14 protein-coding genes and 1 pseudogene are annotated in these 16,158 nt (G+C 73.5%); 7 read left to right on the forward strand and 8 right to left on the reverse strand.

Annotation, left to right across the window (positions count from 1 at the left end):
• From QM626_RS01205 to galU, 3 genes and pseudogenes are all read right to left on the reverse strand, one after another.
• Positions 1–395, reverse strand: a pseudogene (locus tag QM626_RS01205) (large exoprotein); the annotation flags it as partial.
• A 90-nt stretch (positions 396–485) separates the two neighbouring features.
• Positions 486–1,115 carry a GNAT family N-acetyltransferase gene (locus QM626_RS01210; protein ID WP_415073130.1) on the reverse strand — a complete coding sequence of 210 codons (630 nt, stop codon included), beginning with the start codon at positions 1,113–1,115 and terminating at the stop codon, positions 486–488.
• Positions 1,116–1,125: 10 nt separating this feature from the next.
• The gene (galU, locus tag QM626_RS01215) at positions 1,126–2,010 is read right to left on the reverse strand and encodes a UTP--glucose-1-phosphate uridylyltransferase GalU (protein ID WP_415073070.1); all 885 of its coding nucleotides are present in this window, start codon (positions 2,008–2,010) and stop codon (positions 1,126–1,128) included.
• A gap of 40 nt (positions 2,011–2,050) precedes the next feature.
• Between galU and QM626_RS01220 the strand changes: the two genes are divergently transcribed.
• From QM626_RS01220 to mscL, 3 genes are read left to right on the forward strand one after another with little or no spacing between them, the layout of a single operon-like run.
• Positions 2,051–2,641 carry a 5-formyltetrahydrofolate cyclo-ligase gene (locus QM626_RS01220; protein WP_415073072.1) on the forward strand — a complete coding sequence of 197 codons (591 nt, stop codon included), beginning with the start codon at positions 2,051–2,053 and terminating at the stop codon, positions 2,639–2,641.
• 13 nt (positions 2,642–2,654) lie between these two features.
• Positions 2,655–2,939, forward strand: a complete 285-nt coding sequence (locus QM626_RS01225; RefSeq protein ID WP_415073074.1) for an FmdB family zinc ribbon protein — start codon at positions 2,655–2,657, stop codon at positions 2,937–2,939.
• A gap of 32 nt (positions 2,940–2,971) precedes the next feature.
• Entirely contained in the window at positions 2,972–3,385 is a 414-nt protein-coding gene (gene mscL / locus QM626_RS01230) for a large conductance mechanosensitive channel protein MscL (protein ID WP_415073076.1), read from the forward strand.
• Positions 3,386–3,388: 3 nt separating this feature from the next.
• On the opposite strand, the gene QM626_RS01235 is transcribed toward mscL, so the two are convergent.
• Together QM626_RS01235 and QM626_RS01240 are read right to left on the reverse strand one after the other, a co-directional pair.
• The gene (locus QM626_RS01235; RefSeq protein WP_415073078.1) at positions 3,389–3,568 is read right to left on the reverse strand and encodes a hypothetical protein; all 180 of its coding nucleotides are present in this window, start codon (positions 3,566–3,568) and stop codon (positions 3,389–3,391) included.
• Positions 3,558–7,235: an AAA family ATPase gene (locus tag QM626_RS01240; RefSeq protein ID WP_415073080.1), complete on the reverse strand. Its 3,678-nt coding sequence runs from the start codon at positions 7,233–7,235 to the stop codon at positions 3,558–3,560. Before QM626_RS01240 ends, QM626_RS01235 begins: the two co-directional genes overlap by 11 nt.
• 199 nt (positions 7,236–7,434) lie before the next feature.
• Between QM626_RS01240 and QM626_RS01245 the strand changes: the two genes are divergently transcribed.
• The 3 genes from QM626_RS01245 (at position 7,435) to QM626_RS01255 (ending at position 13,369) form a co-directional block, all read left to right on the forward strand.
• Complete coding sequence (locus QM626_RS01245; RefSeq protein WP_415073082.1) at positions 7,435–7,950, forward strand: methylated-DNA--[protein]-cysteine S-methyltransferase; 516 nt, start codon at positions 7,435–7,437, stop codon at positions 7,948–7,950.
• Between the two features lie 158 nt (positions 7,951–8,108).
• Positions 8,109–12,017 (forward strand): Pls/PosA family non-ribosomal peptide synthetase, encoded by a 3,909-nt coding sequence (locus QM626_RS01250; protein ID WP_415073084.1) that lies wholly within the window; start codon positions 8,109–8,111, stop codon positions 12,015–12,017.
• A complete protein-coding gene (locus tag QM626_RS01255; RefSeq protein ID WP_415073086.1) occupies positions 12,014–13,369 on the forward strand; it encodes a M1 family metallopeptidase in 1,356 nt (451 codons plus the stop codon). The genes QM626_RS01250 and QM626_RS01255 overlap by 4 nt, the downstream gene beginning before the upstream one ends.
• On the opposite strand, the gene QM626_RS01260 is transcribed toward QM626_RS01255, so the two are convergent.
• Both QM626_RS01260 and QM626_RS01265 read right to left on the reverse strand, forming a co-directional pair.
• Complete coding sequence (locus QM626_RS01260; RefSeq protein ID WP_415073122.1) at positions 13,329–13,985, reverse strand: 4'-phosphopantetheinyl transferase family protein; 657 nt, start codon at positions 13,983–13,985, stop codon at positions 13,329–13,331. The two genes, QM626_RS01255 and QM626_RS01260, sit on opposite strands and share 41 nt — an antisense overlap.
• A gap of 24 nt (positions 13,986–14,009) precedes the next feature.
• Positions 14,010–14,951, reverse strand: a complete 942-nt coding sequence (locus tag QM626_RS01265) for an NAD-dependent epimerase/dehydratase family protein (RefSeq protein WP_415073124.1) — start codon at positions 14,949–14,951, stop codon at positions 14,010–14,012.
• A gap of 59 nt (positions 14,952–15,010) precedes the next feature.
• On the opposite strand from QM626_RS01265, the gene QM626_RS01270 reads away from it, so the two are divergent.
• Positions 15,011–15,544 carry a TetR family transcriptional regulator gene (locus tag QM626_RS01270; RefSeq protein ID WP_415073126.1) on the forward strand — a complete coding sequence of 178 codons (534 nt, stop codon included), beginning with the start codon at positions 15,011–15,013 and terminating at the stop codon, positions 15,542–15,544.
• Between the two features lie 44 nt (positions 15,545–15,588).
• Here QM626_RS01270 and QM626_RS01275 read toward each other — a convergent pair.
• A partial coding sequence (locus QM626_RS01275) for a phosphoribosyltransferase (protein ID WP_415073128.1) occupies positions 15,589–16,158 on the reverse strand: 570 nt, incomplete at its 5' end.

The following is a 16,158-nucleotide window of genomic DNA, read 5'->3' on the forward strand; positions in this document are numbered from 1 at the left end:
GCCCGGCGAACCGCCGGCAGCGCCCGGGCCGCCGCGGCATCCCGCAGCGCCCGCTCACGCTCGGCGGCCGCCTGCGCACGCGCGGCCTCGCGTGCGGCCCGCGCCTGCGCGAGCTCCACCCGTGCCTGCGCGAGCTCGGCCTGCTGCTTCTCCTCCAGCGCTCGACGCGCGAGCCTCTGCTGCGCCATGGCGGTGCGGGCGTTGAGCTCGAGCTGCACCTCCGCGGGCGTCTCGCTGGTCTCGGCGAGCACGCGCAGCGCCTGGTTCAGCCGCACCGCGTTGCGCTCGGCCGCGTTGTACTGATGGCGGCTGTGCCACGACGGCAGCAGATACAGCAGCCACAGGGCGACCGCGACGAGGACGATCACGCCGCCGCCCCAGATCTGCCCGCCCATGGGCACCACGGTAGAGGACGGCTCCCTCCCGCCCGCGACATCCGCGCGCGTGTCGCCGGTCCGCGCGTCTCGCGAGACGAAAGTCGGGGCTTAGTCCGGCAGCCGATCGCCCTCGGGGATGTCGGCGGCGTGCCGCGGCGCCTGGCCCGCGACCCACCGGGCGAGCACGCCCTGCGGCACCTCCTCCCGCACGAGCGCGAACGCGTAGTGATCCCGCCAGTCGCCGTCGATGTGGATGTAGCGCCGCCGCAGCCCCTCGTAGCGGAAGCCGAGCTTCTGCACGACGCGCAGGCTCGCGTGGTTCTCGGGGCGGATGCAGATCTCCATCCGGTGCAGGCGGAGCTGGGTGAAGCAGATGTCCGTGGCCATGGCGACCGAGGTGGGCGTGATGTCGCGCCCGGCGAACTCCTTCGCGACCCAGTACCCGATCGTCGCCGAGGCGAGCGACCCGCGCGCGATGCCCCACACGTTCAGCTGTCCGGCGACCCGCCCGTCGTACTCCATCACGAAGGGCACGCCGCTGCCATCGCGGTACTGCTGCAGCAGGCGACGGATGCCGAGTCGCATGTCGAGCGAGACCGGCCCATCGGGACTCGTGGCCTCCCAGCGCCGCAACCAGGACCGGTTGGCCATGAGGTGGTCCTGCAGCACCCGCGCGTCCTTCGCACGGACCAGCCGGATGCCGACCGGGCCGTGCTCCGCTGCGACGCCGACTTCGATCACCTGCGCGTCAGAGCCCCGCCGCGAAGTCCTTGATCCAGGGGCGCAGGTCGGGACCGAGGTCGTCGCGGTCGGCGGCGAGCTGCACGATCGCCTTGATGTAGTCGAGCTTGTCGCCGGTGTCGTAGCGGCGGCCGCGGAACACGACCCCGTACACACCCTTGTCGGGCTCGGCCGCCAGCTCCTGCAGCGCGTCCGTCAGCTGGATCTCGCCGCCCTTGCCGGGCTCGGTGCGCTCGAGCACCTCGAACACGTCCGGGCCGAGCACATAGCGCCCGATCACCGCGAGGTTCGACGGCGCGTCCTCGCGGGCCGGCTTCTCGACCAGGCCGGTGACCTTCACGACGCCGTCGTCATCGGTGGCCTCGACGGCGGCCACGCCGTACAGGTGGATGTGGTCGGGCTCGACCTCCATCAGCGCGATCACCGCGGCGCCGCGCTTGTCGTACTCGGCCAGCATCTTCGGCAGGAGCGGATCACGCTCGTCGATCAGGTCGTCGCCCAGCAGCACCGCGAACGGGTGGTCTCCGACGTGGCCTTCGGCCCGCAGCACGGCGTGACCGAGCCCCTTCGGCTCGCCCTGACGCACCATGTGGATGTCCGCGAGGTCCGAGGAGTGCTCGACCTTGGACAGCTTGTCCGCATCGCCCTTCTCGCGCAGCTTCTGCTCGAGCTCGGGCATGGCGTCGAAGTGGTTCGCGATGTTGTTCTTGTTGCGGCCGAGGATGATCAGCACGTCCTCGATGCCGGCACCCACCGCCTCCTCCACCACGTACTGGATGGCGGGCTTGTCGACGACCGGCAGCATCTCCTTCGGCATCGCCTTGGTCGCAGGCAGGAAGCGGGTGCCCAGACCCGCGGCAGGGATGACGGCCTTGAACGGCTTGTGCGGCATGCGCCGATCCTATCTGCACGCGGAAACTACAATCATCCATGTGCCAGCCCCCGTCGTCCCCGCCAAACGCGCGTTGCGCGCGGAGATCCGGGCACGACGGACGGGCCTGCCGGCCAGCGCGCGAGAGGCGGCCGCCGCCGGCATCCGCGCGCAGCTGGACGAGGTCGTCGCCCAGGCCGGCGCCCGCGTGATCTCCTGCTACCTGTCCAGCGGCACCGAGCCCGGCACGCGCGCATTCGTCGCCGGCGCCGTCGCCCGCGGCATCCGGGTGCTGCTGCCGAGCAGCCGCCCCGACGGCACGCTCGACTGGATCGCGGCCGGCGACGAGGTCACGACCGGCCTGTTCGGACTGCCGGAGCCGGTCGGCATCCCGGTCGCCGACGCGGAGCTCGCCGGACTCGACCTCATGGTGATCCCCGCGGCCGCCGTCGACCGGACCGGGATGCGGCTGGGCTGGGGCCGCGGCTACTTCGACCGCGCCCTGGCCGCTCTTCCGGCGTCCCCGCCCGTCTACGCCGTCGTCTACGACGACGAGGTGCTCGCGGACGTGCCCACCGAGCCCCACGACCGTCCGGTCACCGGCGTCGTGACCCCCACCCAGACGATCGTGCTGCAGGCCGCAGCACGCTGACCACCGGAGACCCATGCCCACCTACGCCTACGCCTGCCGCCAGTGCGGGCACGCCTTCGACGCCGTCCAGTCGTTCTCCGACGACGCGCTGACCGTCTGCCCGGTCTGCGGCGGCGAGCTGCGCAAGCAGTATGGATCCATCGGGGTGACCTTCAACGGCTCCGGCTTCTACCGCACCGACTCGCGCAGCGGAACGACCGCGGCGTCCACCGAGTCGACGAGCAGTGGCGCGACCACTCCGACTCCGACATCATCGAAGTCGGAGTCCACGAGTTCGGCGACGCCCGCGGCGTCCTGAACCTCCGCCGGGTAGGAGCGAAGGAGCAAGACATGATCAAGGGTTTCAAAGAGTTCATCACGCGCGGCAACGTCATCGACCTGGCGGTCGCGGTCGTGGTCGGCGCGGCATTCACGGCGATCATCAACGCCGCCGTCTCGAGCATCATCACGCCGCTGATCGCGATCTTCTGGAAGGCGGACGAGAGCGGCATCTCCGGCATCACGGTGCCCGATCTCTACGGCGGCAGCGTCACCTTCCCCATCGGCGACCTCGTCAGCGCGATCATCAGCTTCCTCGCGGTGGCGCTGGTCGTCTACTTCGTGCTGGTGTACCCGATGAACATCTGGAAGGAGCGGCAGGCGCGTAAGGCCGGCGTGGCGGAGCCGGAGCCCGAGCTGCCCACGGAGCAGGAGCTGCTCATCCAGATCCGCGACCTGCTGGAGAAGACTCAGACGAAGCCCTGAGCGTCAGTAGTGCGGCGGCACGTCGCGCCGCATCCGCTCATCGTTCGGACCCTCCGCCTCGGCGGACGGTGCGTCATCGTCCTCGGCGTCGGGATGCGGCTCCCCCGTCGTCCCGGGGGCGGGGGTCAGCTTCGCGCGCCGGGCGCCCGGGACGCGCTCGACGTGCTGCCGGTCAGCCGACATCGAGCGGCTGGGTCGCGACCAGGCCGGCTCCGGCGGCGCCCTCGACACCCAGCATCGCCGCCACCCGCGCCGCCACCGCCGCCGGATCGCTGTACAGGTCGAAGGCGTGGACGCGCAGGTAGTGCCAGCCGAGGCGTCGCAGGATCTGCGGTCGCAGGCGCAACGACTCGCGCAGCGACTCGTGCCGGGTCTCCGGGTCGCTCTCGACGACCACGGCCTTGCCCTCATGGCGCGCCACCAGCGGCAGCAGGCCCCGGTAGTCGACGTCGACGCTCACACCGGCACGACGCAGCTCGCGGGCGAGGGCACGCGTGAGCGGGTCGGCGAGGTCCTCGAGACGGGACTCGCGCTCCCGCGCCGCGACGCCGCCGAGGATGCCCATCAGGGTCGCGGCGCCGTGCTCGAGCCGGCCGTCCTCGAACGCCGTCGGGCGGATCGAGGAGACGATCACCATCGAGCGACGCGCGCGGGTCATGCCGACCGTCAGCAGCCGCTCGCCGTCCACGGTCGACAGGTCGCCGAAGTCGCTGAGGACGCGGCCGTGCTTGGTCAGGCCGAAGCCGAGCGAGAAGATCACCCGGTCGCGGCTCTCGGCCACCGACTCCTCGAGGGTCAGCACGGCGAACGGCTCGGCGGTGTGGCGCGAGACGAAATCGGCGACGTCCGACCGGCCGGCGAACGCGGCGTTGACGGCAGCCCGGATGCGCTCGGCGTGACGGGCGCTCGCGGTCACGACCATGAGCGACTCGCCGCTGCGCCCCGTCGCATGCTCCGTGACGAGGGTGACGACACGGGCCAGCTCGGTGTCGGGGCTCTCGACGGCGCCGGTGACCGGGTCGGGCGTGCCGTGGCCGCCCTCGACGTAGTCGACGCTGAGGCTCCCCCGGCCGAGGTAGGAGCCGGCCCAGGGCAGCGAGACGAGCTCGCCGCCGTAGAACGCGTCGTTGACGAGCTCGGCGAGGTCCTCGCCGCCGGCGCGGTAGCTGCGGGTGAGGGTCGCGACGTCGAGCAGGTCGCGCGCGCGCTCGAAGACGCTCGTGCTGTCGAACGGCTCCTCGAACTCATCCGCGACGGGCGCGTCGCCGGCGCCCACGGCGAACGGCGTCGGCCGCTGTGTGACCGGGTCGCCGAACAGCACCACCTGGCGGGCGCGGCGCAGCGCGGGGGCGACCTCCGCCACGTCGAGGGCGGCGGCGTCCGCGACGATCACGACGTCGAACGGCGGCTGGTCGGGGATGTCGGGCACCTCGTACGGCGACGCGAGCCACACCGGCGCGAGCACGCCCATCAGCCGCGGGGCGGCGCGCACGAGCTGCGCCGGGCTGTCGGTCCCGGCGCGCAGCGCCTGCTTGAGGGCGTCGGACTCGGCGGCGTGGTCGACGATCGCGATGCGCCACCGCGTCGCGAGCTGATGGGCCAGCATCGGACCGGATGCCGCGGCGTGCGCCTCGTCGACGAGACGGAAATCGCGCTCCAGCCGGTCCAGCACCGCGGTGTTCGCGCCCAGCAGCGCACGATCCGTTCGCAGCAGGTGCTCCAGGGCCGACTGCCACCACGCGAACTCGAGCTCGGCGGCCACCTGCGACTCGGGCGCGTGGCGCACCGACAGCTCGGTCAGCAGCGGTTCGAGGCCCAGCTGCGCGAGCTCGGTGCGCAGGGCGGTGCGTTCGACGAGGTTGTCGAAGAACGTGGACTCCGCCGCGAGCGCGGCGAGCGTGCGCACGAGGTGCGGGATGGGCATCGCGGCCAGCCGGGCGCCGCTGGCCCGCCCGAGCACCGCGTCGAGCTCGCCGAGACGGGCGTGCACCCGCTGCCAGGCGACGTGCACGTCCGCGAGGCCCACGGGCACCTCGGGGATGACGCCGGCCTCGACCAGCTGCTGCCAGTCGGACCGCTGCTGGTGGATGCGCACGAGCGACTCGTACATGTCGGCGACGTGCACGCCCGGACGGACGTATTCGCGTGACAGCTGCTTGAGCCGTCGACGGTTGGCCGAGGACATGCCGGCCCCGTCGCGCTTGGGCGCGTGAGCCTGGATGAGCTCGACCAGGGGCCGCTCGAAGACCGAGGGGCTGAACCGGTCGAGGGTCTCGCGGATGCCCTGCAGCAGCCGCAGGTACTCGCCGAGCTCGTCGATCGTGCGGAACGGACGCATCCGCGTCCGTGCGATCAGCTCGTAGCCGCGCTCGAGCAGGCTCGGCACGTCCTTCGCGCTCAGGGCGCCGGCGAGCGCGTGCGCGGAGCGCGCGGCGTCCGTCGTCTCGAAGGCGACGCCGTACCAGGGCGAGTCGTCCGGGCCGAAGCGGAACTCGCCGAGACGGGCTGCGTCGACCAGCCGCTTCGCCGCCTCCGGCCGGCGGTCGCGCAGCCGTTCGAGCGTCGCGACGTCGAAACGCGCCGACGTGACAGGTGCCGGGGCGTGCGACGCCAGCTCGGTCAGCCGACGGACGACGTCCAGCGCGGTCGTGCCGAGTGCCGGATGCGGCACCGTCAGCGCGCCGCGATAGTCGCGCAGCACGGTGCGCAGGCGCACCAGCGCGTCGTCGATGTCGGCGACGGCGGGCGCGGCGGCCTTCTCGTTTCGACCGATGGCGCGGATGAGGTCGCGACGCAGGTTCCGCGGCGACACCGCCAGCGCGTCCAGGCCGATGCCGGTCAGGCGATGACGGATGCCGTCGAGGGTCGAGCGCCGCGCGCTGACCACGAGCACCCGCTTGCCGTCGGCGACGAGCGCGCCGACCGCGTTGATGACGGTCTGCGTGCCGCCGGTGCCGGGCAGCGTGTGCACGGCGAGCGAGTGGCCGGCGGCGATGCGGGCCAGGACGGCCTCCTGCTCCTCGTCGGCGTCCAGCAGGAGCAGGTCGGCGGCGGGAGTGCGGTCGTCGGGGCTCGTGACCACCGGCAGCGCCGGGCGCACCGCGACGCGCTCCCGGTCGGCGGGATGCCCGGCCAGCGCGTTCAGGAAGGGGTGATCGAGGTCGGCCAGGTCGCGGGCCATGCCCGATCCCACGTCGACGAAGGTGGAGACGACCAGCCGCGGGGTCACCGTGAAGGTGGGGATGTGCGTGGTGAGGGCCCGCAGATGGTCGATGACCGGCTGTGGCTTGAACACCTTGCCGTCGTAGGCGAGCGAGGCCAGGGCGGCGCTGTCGAGGCTGATGCCGAAGTGGGTGCCGAGCGCCCGGATGAGCTCGGGGTTGACCCGGAACCCGCCGTGCAGCGTCAGCTCGAAGTCGGTGTGGTGACGGCGGATGCCGAGCGGTCGCAGCAGGACCGGCGCCGTGTACGCGACACCGCCGATCTTCCAGCCCGCCATGCCGACGGCCAGGTTCACCGACTCCAGCCCGCGCGCCGTGCGCAGCTCGACGTTCTTCGCGGCGATGCGCTCGGCCGCGGTGCGCGCGGTGCGCAGCGCGACCTCGTCGCGGTACAGGTTCGACAGCAGCGTGGAACGTCCGGTGAGGAACTGGGGCAGGCTGCCCGGGTGCGCCTTGTTGATGTCGATGCCGTGCTCGGGCGTGTCCTCGTAGGCGAGGAGCGTGGATCGACCGCCCAGGAGCGTCGCCTGGGCCCGGATCCGGGTGCGCTCGGCGTCGGCGACATGCGCCACCTCGACCTCGGGCTCGGCGACGTTCAGATCGCCGGGTCGCACGTCCGCTCCGGCCACCGCCGCCCCTTCTCCTCGCCACACAGCAGTCACCCTAAGTGGGGGGCGGCGCAAACCCCGGGAGGTGCGCCGAGTTTCGCCGGATCGGCGACACGCGCTGTGATCGGCCTTTCCTCCCCAGGGGGTCTGCGGGCCTCCGTCCTCCACCGTTCGCGGCCGGCGGCGGACGCCGGCCGCGACGGACGGAAGAATGGAGGCCATGACCCCCACTCGGTTCCAGGTGCATCCCTCGCCGGTCGGCGAGCTGCTGCTCGTGCAGTCGGTCGTCGGCCTGATCGGCCTGGAGGTGCTGCACGATCCGCTCGGCCCCGCACTGGAGCGGTGGAGCAGACGCCTGGGCGCTGTGCCCGAGCCCGACGACGCGGCAGCGGCGCCGACCGCCGCGCAGCTCGACGAGTACTTCGACGGGGGCCGCACCGCGTTCGACGCGCCGATCGACTGGAGTCCGCTGACCGGGTTCACCCGGGCCGCGCTGCAGGCCGTGACGACGATCCCCTACGCGGAGACGGCCTCGTACGGCGAGGTCGCCGCCCTCGCCGGGAGCCCGGGCGCCCACCGCGCCGCGGGCACGGCGTGCGGTCTCACCACGATATCGATCGTCGTCCCGGTGCACCGGGTCGTGCGCGCCGACGGGTCGATCGGCGAGTACGGCGGGCACCCCGAGGTCAAACGCTTCCTGCTCGAGCTCGAGACGGGCCGGAGCGCCGGCGAGTAGGCCGCCGGCCCGGGCCGCTCCGCCGCGGGCGGGGCGGCCCGCACCCCGCTCGCGGATGCGTGTTGGCCAACCGTTCTCCTCCGCCCTGTACCCTGTCGCCGCCCTGACCGGGATGCGCCCCCGCATCACGGCGCGGCGGGAACACGGAGGGCGCCAGCGTGCAGGAATATCTCGATCGTCGGGAGGACGCCGCCTCCCCCCGGACGCTGATCGACATCCTCCAGGACACCACGGCACGGTTCCGGGAGGCGTCCGCGATCGAGGACGCCGACGGCGCACTCAGCTACGGCGAGCTGTCGGCGCTCGTGTGGCAGACCGCGGCGAGGCTGCAGGAGCAGGGCGTCGGGCCGGGCGACCGGGTGGGCATCCGGATGCCCTCCGGCGACCGCGCGCTCTACGTCGCGATCCTCGGCACGCTGGCGGCGGGCGCCGCGTACGTCCCGGTGGACGCGGACGATCCGCAGGAGCGCGCGGACCTCGTGTTCGGCGAGGCGGGAGTCGCAGGCGTGATCGGTGCCGGCGGCGCGTACACGCCGGCAGGCGGCACGGCTCGTGCGCTGTTCGACGGGGAGCAGCCGCATCCGAACACCCAGGCGCTGCGCGCGATCCGTCCGCCCGAGCCGGCCGACGACGCGTGGATCATCTTCACGTCGGGCTCCACGGGCACGCCGAAGGGCGTGGCCGTCACGCACCGCTCGGCCGCGGCGTTCGTGGACGCGGAGGCGCGCCTGTTCCTTCGGGCGACGCCGCTGGGCCCGGGAGACCGTGTGCTGGCCGGCCTGTCGGTGGCGTTCGACGCGTCGTGCGAGGAGATGTGGCTGGCGTGGCGACACGGCGCCTGCCTCGTGCCGGCGCCCCGCGCCCTCGTACGCTCCGGCGCCGATCTCGGGCCCTGGCTCGTCGGCCACGGCATCACCGTCGTGTCCACCGTGCCGACCCTCGCGGCCCTCTGGCCGCAGGACGCGATCGAGAACGTCCGCCTGCTCATCTTCGGCGGCGAGGCCTGTCCGCCCGAGCTCGCTGCCCGTCTCGTCGCCGAGGAGCGCGAGGTGTGGAACACGTACGGGCCGACCGAGGCCACGGTGGTGGCGTGCGCCTCGCTCATGAGCGGCGAGGGACCGATCCGCATCGGGCTGCCGCTGGACGGCTGGGCCTTGGCGGTCGTGGACGCCGAGGGGCGACGCGTCCCGGACGGCGAGACCGGCGAGCTCATCATCGGCGGCGTCGGCCTGGCCCGCTACCTCGACCCGGCCAAGGACGCGGAGAGATACGCGCCGATGCCGGCCCTCGGATGGGACCGTGCCTACCGTTCCGGCGACCTGGTGCGCACCGACCCGGCGGGGCTGCTGTTCCAGGGACGCGCCGACGACCAGGTCAAGATCGGCGGACGGCGCATCGAGCTGGGCGAGGTCGAGGCCGCGCTGCAGAACCTGTCCGCCGTCTCGGCTGCCACGGTCGTCGTGCAGCGGTCGGGTGCCGGCGTGCCGCTGCTGGTCGGATACGTCGTCCCCGCCGAGGGATTCGATCGCCGGGCGGCCGTCGCAGAACTCGGCAGGACGCTGCCGGCACCGCTCATCCCGCTGCTCGCCCTCATGGACGACCTGCCGGTGCGCACCTCGGGCAAGGTCGACAAGGCGGCCCTCCCCTGGCCGCTCGACGACGTCGGCGACGGGGTGTCGACCGCATGGAGCGACACCGAGGCGTGGCTCGCCGAGCAGTGGACCCAGGTCCTGGGCATCCGTCCCGCCGACGAGGACGCCGATTTCTTCCAGCTCGGCGGCGGTTCGCTCGCCGCCGCGCAGCTCGTCTCGCGGATCCGCGCTCGGGCGCCCGAGTTCACGATGGCCGACGTCTACGACCTGCCGCGGCTGCGGCAGATGGCGGATGCCGTCGAGGCCGAGCACAGCGAGACCCCGGCGCACTTCAGCCATCCGCGGCCGACGCCCCCGATCATGCAATGGCTGCAGAGCCTCGCGGGCATCCCGCTGTTCGTGCTCAGCGGCGTGCGCTGGATCATGTGGCTGCTGGCCGCCTGCGCGGTGCTGCGCCTGTTCCCCGGATTCGAGGTGCTCCCCGCGTCGCCCTGGTGGCTGCTGGTGCCGGGGCTGGTGCTGTTCGCGACACCGTTCGGGCGGATGGCGATCGCTGCGCTGTTCGCGCGGGCGCTGCTGGCCGGCGTCGCCCCCGGCGACTACCCGCGCGGCGGCGGCATGCATCTGCGCCTCTGGCTCGCCGAGCAGATCAGCGGGCAGATCGATCCGATCGGTCTGGCCGGCGCACCGTGGGTCACGTACTATGCACGGGCGCTCGGCGCCCGCATCGGCGCCGACGTCCAGCTGCACACGATGCCACCGGTGACCGGCATGCTCGAGATCGCGGCGGGAGCGGCGATCGAGCCGGAGGTCGACCTGTCGGGCTACTGGATCGACGGGGACACCGTGCGCATCGGCGCGATCCGGATCGGCGCCGACGCCACGGTGGGCGCCCGCAGCACGCTCGCCCCGGGCACCAAGATCGGGCGCGGAGCCGAGATCGCCCCGGGCTCGGCGGTGTTCGGACGCGTCCGCGCGTACCAGCGCTGGGCGGGCTCCCCGGCCGTGCGCGTCAGCGGATCGCATGCCGCATCCCGCGAACGTCCCCCCGCTGGCCGCCGGTGGCTCTGGGCGTACGCGACCTCGTCGATGCTGCTCGGGCTGCTGCCGTTCGCCGCGTTCGCGCTCGGCGGCGTGGTGCTCGCCGGCGGGGTCGCCGGCGCGGTGTCGCTCGTCGATGCGGCGGCCCGTGCGTTCGCCTGGCTCGTGCCGGCGGTGCTGGTGACCGGCCTCGTCTATGCTCTCGCGGTGATCGTGCTCGTACGGCTGCTGTCGATCGGGCTGACGGAGGGCTCGCATCCGGTGCGCAGCCGTGTCGCCTGGCAGGCGTGGACGACCGAGCGCCTGCTGGACTCGGCGCGCACCGTGCTGTTCCCGATCTATTCGAGCCTGTTCACGCCGGTATGGCTGCGGCTGCTCGGCGCGCGGGTCGGCACGGGCGTCGAGGCGTCGACCGTGCTGCTGCTGCCGAGTCTGACCACGATCGACGACGGCGCATTCCTCGCCGACGACACGATGGTGGCCGGCTACGAGCTGGAGGGCGGCTGGATGCGGCTGGCCAGGGCGCGCATCGGCAAGCGTGCGTTCCTCGGCAACTCCGGGATCGCCGGCGCCGGGCATCGGGTGCCGCGCGACGGCCTCGTGGCCGTGCTGTCCGTGGCCCCGCCGAAGGCGAAGCCGGGCTCGTCGTGGCTCGGCTCACCGCCGGTGCGACTGCGACGCATCGTGAACGACGCGGATGTGGAACGCACCTATCGGCCGCGGCCGGCGCTGAAGATCGCGCGCTCGCTGTGGGAGCTGTGCCGGTTCGTGCCGGTCGTCGTCACCTGCGGGCTGGGGCTCGGCGTGCTGCTCACCCTCGCCGCGCTCATCCAGCTGTGGGGCGTCGCCGCGGCGATCGCGGCATCCGGTCTCGTGCTGATGGTCGCGGGCGCGGTGGCGGCGGGGATCACCACGGTCGCGAAGTGGTCGTTCGTCGGCGCGATCCGGCCCGGCGAGCATCCGCTGTGGTCGAGCTTCATCTGGCGCACCGAGGTGTCCGACACGTTCACCGAGATGCTGGCCGCCCCCTGGTTCGCGAACTCCGCGGCGGGCACGCCTGCGCTCGCGATCTGGCTCCGCACCCTCGGCGCCAAGATCGGACGCGGCGTGTGGACGGACAGCTACTGGCTCCCCGAGCCCGACCTGGTCACACTCGGCGACGGCGCCACGGTCAACCGCGGATGTGTGGTTCAGACGCATCTGTTCCATGATCGGGTGATGAGCATCGACACCGTGAGCCTGGAGCCGGGCGCCACGCTCGGCCCGCACAGCGTCATCCTCCCCGCCGCGACCATCGGCGCCGACGCGACCGTCGGCCCCGCGTCCCTCGTGATGCGGGGCGAGAGCGTCCCGGTGGGGTCCCGATGGAGCGGCAACCCCATCGGGCCGTGGCGGGCGGTCAAGGTCCGCTCCTACCAGTCGACCGGCGTATGAGCGGAGATCGGTACACCCCCGACAGCGGCGATCCGCACATCGGCGTCCGGCACTACGACCTCACCCTGACCTACAAGCCGGCGACGAACCGGCTGGACGGGACGGCCGTGATCCGCGGCGTCGCCCGCATGGCCACCCGCTCCCTCGCCTTCGACCTCGTCGGCCTCCGCGCCTCCCGGGTGCGTGTCGCCGGCGACCGCACGGCGGCGTTCCGGCAGAGCAACCGCAAGCTCACCGTGCGGCTCGGGGCACCGCTGGCCGCCGGCGACGAGTTCGCCGTCACCGTGACCTATGGCGGCGCGCCGCTGCCGCGGCGCACCCGGTGGGGCGCCATCGGGTGGGAGGAGCTCGCGGACGGGGTGCTCGTCGCATCGCAGCCGACCGGCGCGGCCACCTGGTTCCCCTGCAACGACGTCCCCCGCGACAAGGCGACGTACCGCATCGCGCTGACCACGGACTCCGGCTACGCGGCGCACGGCGGGAGCCTCGTGTCCGCCGCCACCCGCGGCGGCAAGACCACGTGGGCCTTCGCCCTCGACGCGCCCACGCCCTCATACCTCGTGGCGCTGCACATCGGCCGCTACGCGACCGAACGGCTCGAGGGCGGTCCGGTGCCGGTGCGGCTGCTGTATCCGCGCCCGCTCGCCCGCCGTGCCCGCCACGACCTCGCCGACCTGCCCGGCATGATCACTGCCTTCCAGGACGCCTTCGGCCCGTATCCGTTCGACGAGTACACCGTCGTCGTCACCGCCGACGAGTTGGAGATCCCGCTGGAGGCGCAGGGATCGGCGACCTTCGGCGCGAATCACATCGACGGTGCCGGATCGATCGAGCGGCTCGTCGCCCACGAGCTCGCCCATCAGTGGTTCGGCAACAGCGTGGGGCTGGCGCAGTGGTGCGACATCTGGCTGAACGAGGGCTTCGCCTGCTACGCCGAGTGGGTGTGGTCGGAGCGATCGGGCGGACCGTCGGCGCAGCAGAAGGCGCTCGCCCATCACCAGAGCCTGCGCGGGCAGCCGCAGGACCTGCTGCTCGCGGACCCGGGCCCCGACCTGATGTTCGACGACCGCGTCTACAAGCGTGGGGCGCTCACCCTGCACGCGCTGCGGCTCACGGTCGGCGACGACACGTTCTTCGACGTCCTGCGCGCCTGGACCGGACGGTACGGCGGCGCGACGGCGACGACGGCCGACTTCGTGGAGCTGGCGGCACAGGTCGCCGTCCGGCCGCTCGGCGACCTCTTCGACGCGTGGCTGCATCGTCTGCCCCTCCCGGCGCTCCCCGCCCGGCAGGAGCAGGAGCCCGCACCGCTCACGACCCCGATCGCGCACGTGCGACGACGGCCAGACTGACCACGTGCCCCGCCGGCCCCCGGACGGCGACGGTCTGGATGGGCTGGGCTCGTCCCGGCAATCGGACCTCGACCGCGCGGGTCCGCGACGCCCCGGTCAGCCGCACCCCGGCGGGCGGGATCCGCATCCCGCGCCCGTCGGCCTTCACCGCGGCCTCGATGAGCGTCCACTCCCGCAGGGTGGGCGGCGGGGCGGGCGCGAACAGCGCCGCCAGGTCGTCGAGCCGGCGGTCCGGGTCGTCCCCCGCCTCGACGTCGACGCCGAGGGCCGTGACCTCCGCCGAGGGAGCCGCGACCGCGACCACCAGGCCGTCGGCGTAGCTGACGCCGACCACCGCCGGAGCGTCCACCGCGGCGGGTCGACCGTGGTTCCCGCCGCAGCGCTCGCAGCGACTCGTGATCACCGCCGGCGGCCTGCCCGCGACCTCGCCGGCGAGGCGCGCCATCAGCATCCGCCCCCGCACGAACCGGGTCGCGTCCGCGGGCGGCATGCCGGCGGCTCGTGCGGCCTGATCCGGCGCCAGCCGTGCGATCTCGACCGGGTCAGGTACGGCCCCCGCGGCCACGTGGGCCCACGCGATGCGGACCGGTCCTCGCGTCGTCCCGTCCGCCGTCACACCTCCACGGTAGGGCCGCAGCGATCAGCGTGTCGCCTGGTCGCGGTAGGAGCCGGCACGGAGGTCATCGAGCCAGCCCGGTCCTGCGGGCGTCCAGCCGAGCGCGGCGCGCGTCGCCTCGGCGGACGCCGGACCGTCGAGGCCCCAGAAGCCCGCGAGGAAGCCGAGATGTGCGCGGGCGTCGGCCGCGTCGACCGACACCACGGGCAGGCCCAGCCCCGCTCCGATGGCCTGCGCGACGAGCCGGATCGCGACGCCCTCCTCGGCGACCGCATGGAACACCGAGCCCGGGGCGCCCTGCTCCACGGCGAGCCGGAAGACGGCGGCCGCGTCATCGCGATGCACCGCGGGCCACCGGTTGCCGCCATCACCGATGTAGGCGGCGACTCCGGCCGCGCGCGCCGCGGCGACGGCCGTCGCCGTGAAGCCGTTGTCGCCCGCGCCGTGCGTGGCCGGCGGGAGCCGGACGACCGAGGTGCGGATGCCGCGCTGCGCCAGGGTCAGCACGTGGCGGGCGGTGGCCGCTCGGTCGCCGCCGCCGCTGATCGGCCCCGACTGGTCGTGCGCCGCACGTCCGTCTTCCTCTCTCGCCACGACACCGGGCGCGAGCCCCAGCACGCCGAGGATCCCCGACGCGACCACGAGGGCCTTCCGAGTGCCCGCCAGGCTGTCGGCGAGCACGTCGATCGCCGTCCTGTCGTCCCGCGCCGCGCGGTCGTACTGGCCGCCGAAGGCGATGTCGTGCTTGAAGCCGAGGTGGACGACGGCATCCGCCGTCGTCGCCGCGGTGGCCAGGGTGCCGAGGTCGTCGAGCGATCCCGGCACCGGGAGCGCGCCGGCGGCACGCAGGCGCACCGCCGACGTCTCGCTGCGTGCGAGGGCCGTCACCTCGTGGCCGTGCGCGACGAGATCGGGCACGAGAGCCGAGCCGACCCATCCCGAACCGCCCGTCACGAATACCCGCATCGCGCCTCCTCCGCCGCTATTATTGTCACGTTCGTTCTATTAATTCAAGGGGAGAGACCATGGCCGGCCGACCTGTCGACGAAGCGCGCCGGGACGAGCTCCTCGACGCCGTCGTGGGCTATGCGCTCGCGCACGGGCTGGGGGCGATGACGTGGCGTCCCGTCGCGCTCGCCCTCGGCGTCTCGACGACCTCGCTCGTGCACCGGTTCGGCAGCAAGGAGGGGATGGTCCAGGCCGTGCAGGCGCGGCTGCGCGAGCGGATCCTGGTCGAGACGAGCGCAGAGGCGCCGGGCGAGGTGGTCGAGCTCACCCGACGCGTCTGGGCGCGCGTCTCACATCCCTCGCGCGCGCAGGAGTTCCGGCTGTTCTTCGAGGTGTACGGGCAGGCCCTCGCCGATCCCGCCCGGTTCGAGGAGTTCCTCGGCCACGTCGTCGCCGATCCGCTGCAGAGCTTCGGCGCGGATGCGACCGGCACGCTCGTCCTCGCCGCGCTCCGGGGGCTCGTGCTCGACCTGCTCGCCACCGGCGACCGCGCGCGCGTCGACGCCGCGGCGGCCGAGCTGCTCCGCCGGCTGGGATCCCCGTCGGGCTGAACGTCCGGAGGCGAGGTCCGGCGCAGGTGAGCACCGCGCGTCGTTCACGGCGACGCCCGCCCCAGGATCTCGACGACCTCGTCGTCGGTGGTCTGCGGGAACTCGCGGTAGAAGCGTCCGACGGCGCCGAACGGCTCGGGGGTCTCGAGCGCCAGCGCGCGGTCGGCGACGGTGCCGATCCGTCGCAGCGCGGATGCCGACGCGACGGGTGCGACCACCGTGACGCGCGTCGCGCCGAACGCGCGGGCCGACGCGGACGCCGCCATCGCCGTGGATCCGGTCGCGATCCCGTCGTCGACGATCACCGCCTCCCGTCCGGTCAGGTCGGGATGCGGCCTCCCCCGCCGGAACAGCCCGACCCGACGCGCGAGCTCACGCCGTTCCCGGTCCTCGACGGCGGCGAGATCGGCGGGCGTGACACCCCAGGCCTGCATCGCGTCGGCGTCGAGGACGCGGGCGCCGCCCTCGCCGATCGCACCCACGGCGTATTCGGGATCTCCCGGCGCCCCGAGCTTGCGCACCACGATGACATCGAGCGGGGCCGGGATGCGCGCCGCGAGCGCCGCCGCGACCGGCACCCCGCCGCGCGGCAGCCCGAGCACGACGGCGTCCGC

Source organism: Microbacterium sp., assembly GCF_047606385.1.
Taxonomy (GTDB): Bacteria; Actinomycetota; Actinomycetes; order Actinomycetales; family Microbacteriaceae; genus Microbacterium.

Excerpts from the sequence above, each read along its gene's own strand:
- galU (WP_415073070.1), bottom strand. The coding sequence starts at position 2,010 with ATGCCGCACAAGCCGTTCAAGGCCGTCATCCCTGCCGCGGGTCTGGGC.
- QM626_RS01225 (WP_415073074.1), top strand. The coding sequence starts at position 2,655 with ATGCCCACCTACGCCTACGCCTGCCGCCAGTGCGGGCACGCCTTCGAC.
- mscL (WP_415073076.1), top strand. The coding sequence starts at position 2,972 with ATGATCAAGGGTTTCAAAGAGTTCATCACGCGCGGCAACGTCATCGAC.
- QM626_RS01235 (WP_415073078.1), bottom strand. The coding sequence starts at position 3,568 with ATGTCGGCTGACCGGCAGCACGTCGAGCGCGTCCCGGGCGCCCGGCGC.
- QM626_RS01245 (WP_415073082.1), top strand. The coding sequence starts at position 7,435 with ATGACCCCCACTCGGTTCCAGGTGCATCCCTCGCCGGTCGGCGAGCTG.
- QM626_RS01255 (WP_415073086.1), top strand. The coding sequence starts at position 12,014 with ATGAGCGGAGATCGGTACACCCCCGACAGCGGCGATCCGCACATCGGC.
- QM626_RS01265 (WP_415073124.1), bottom strand. The coding sequence starts at position 14,951 with ATGCGGGTATTCGTGACGGGCGGTTCGGGATGGGTCGGCTCGGCTCTC.
- QM626_RS01270 (WP_415073126.1), top strand. The coding sequence starts at position 15,011 with ATGGCCGGCCGACCTGTCGACGAAGCGCGCCGGGACGAGCTCCTCGAC.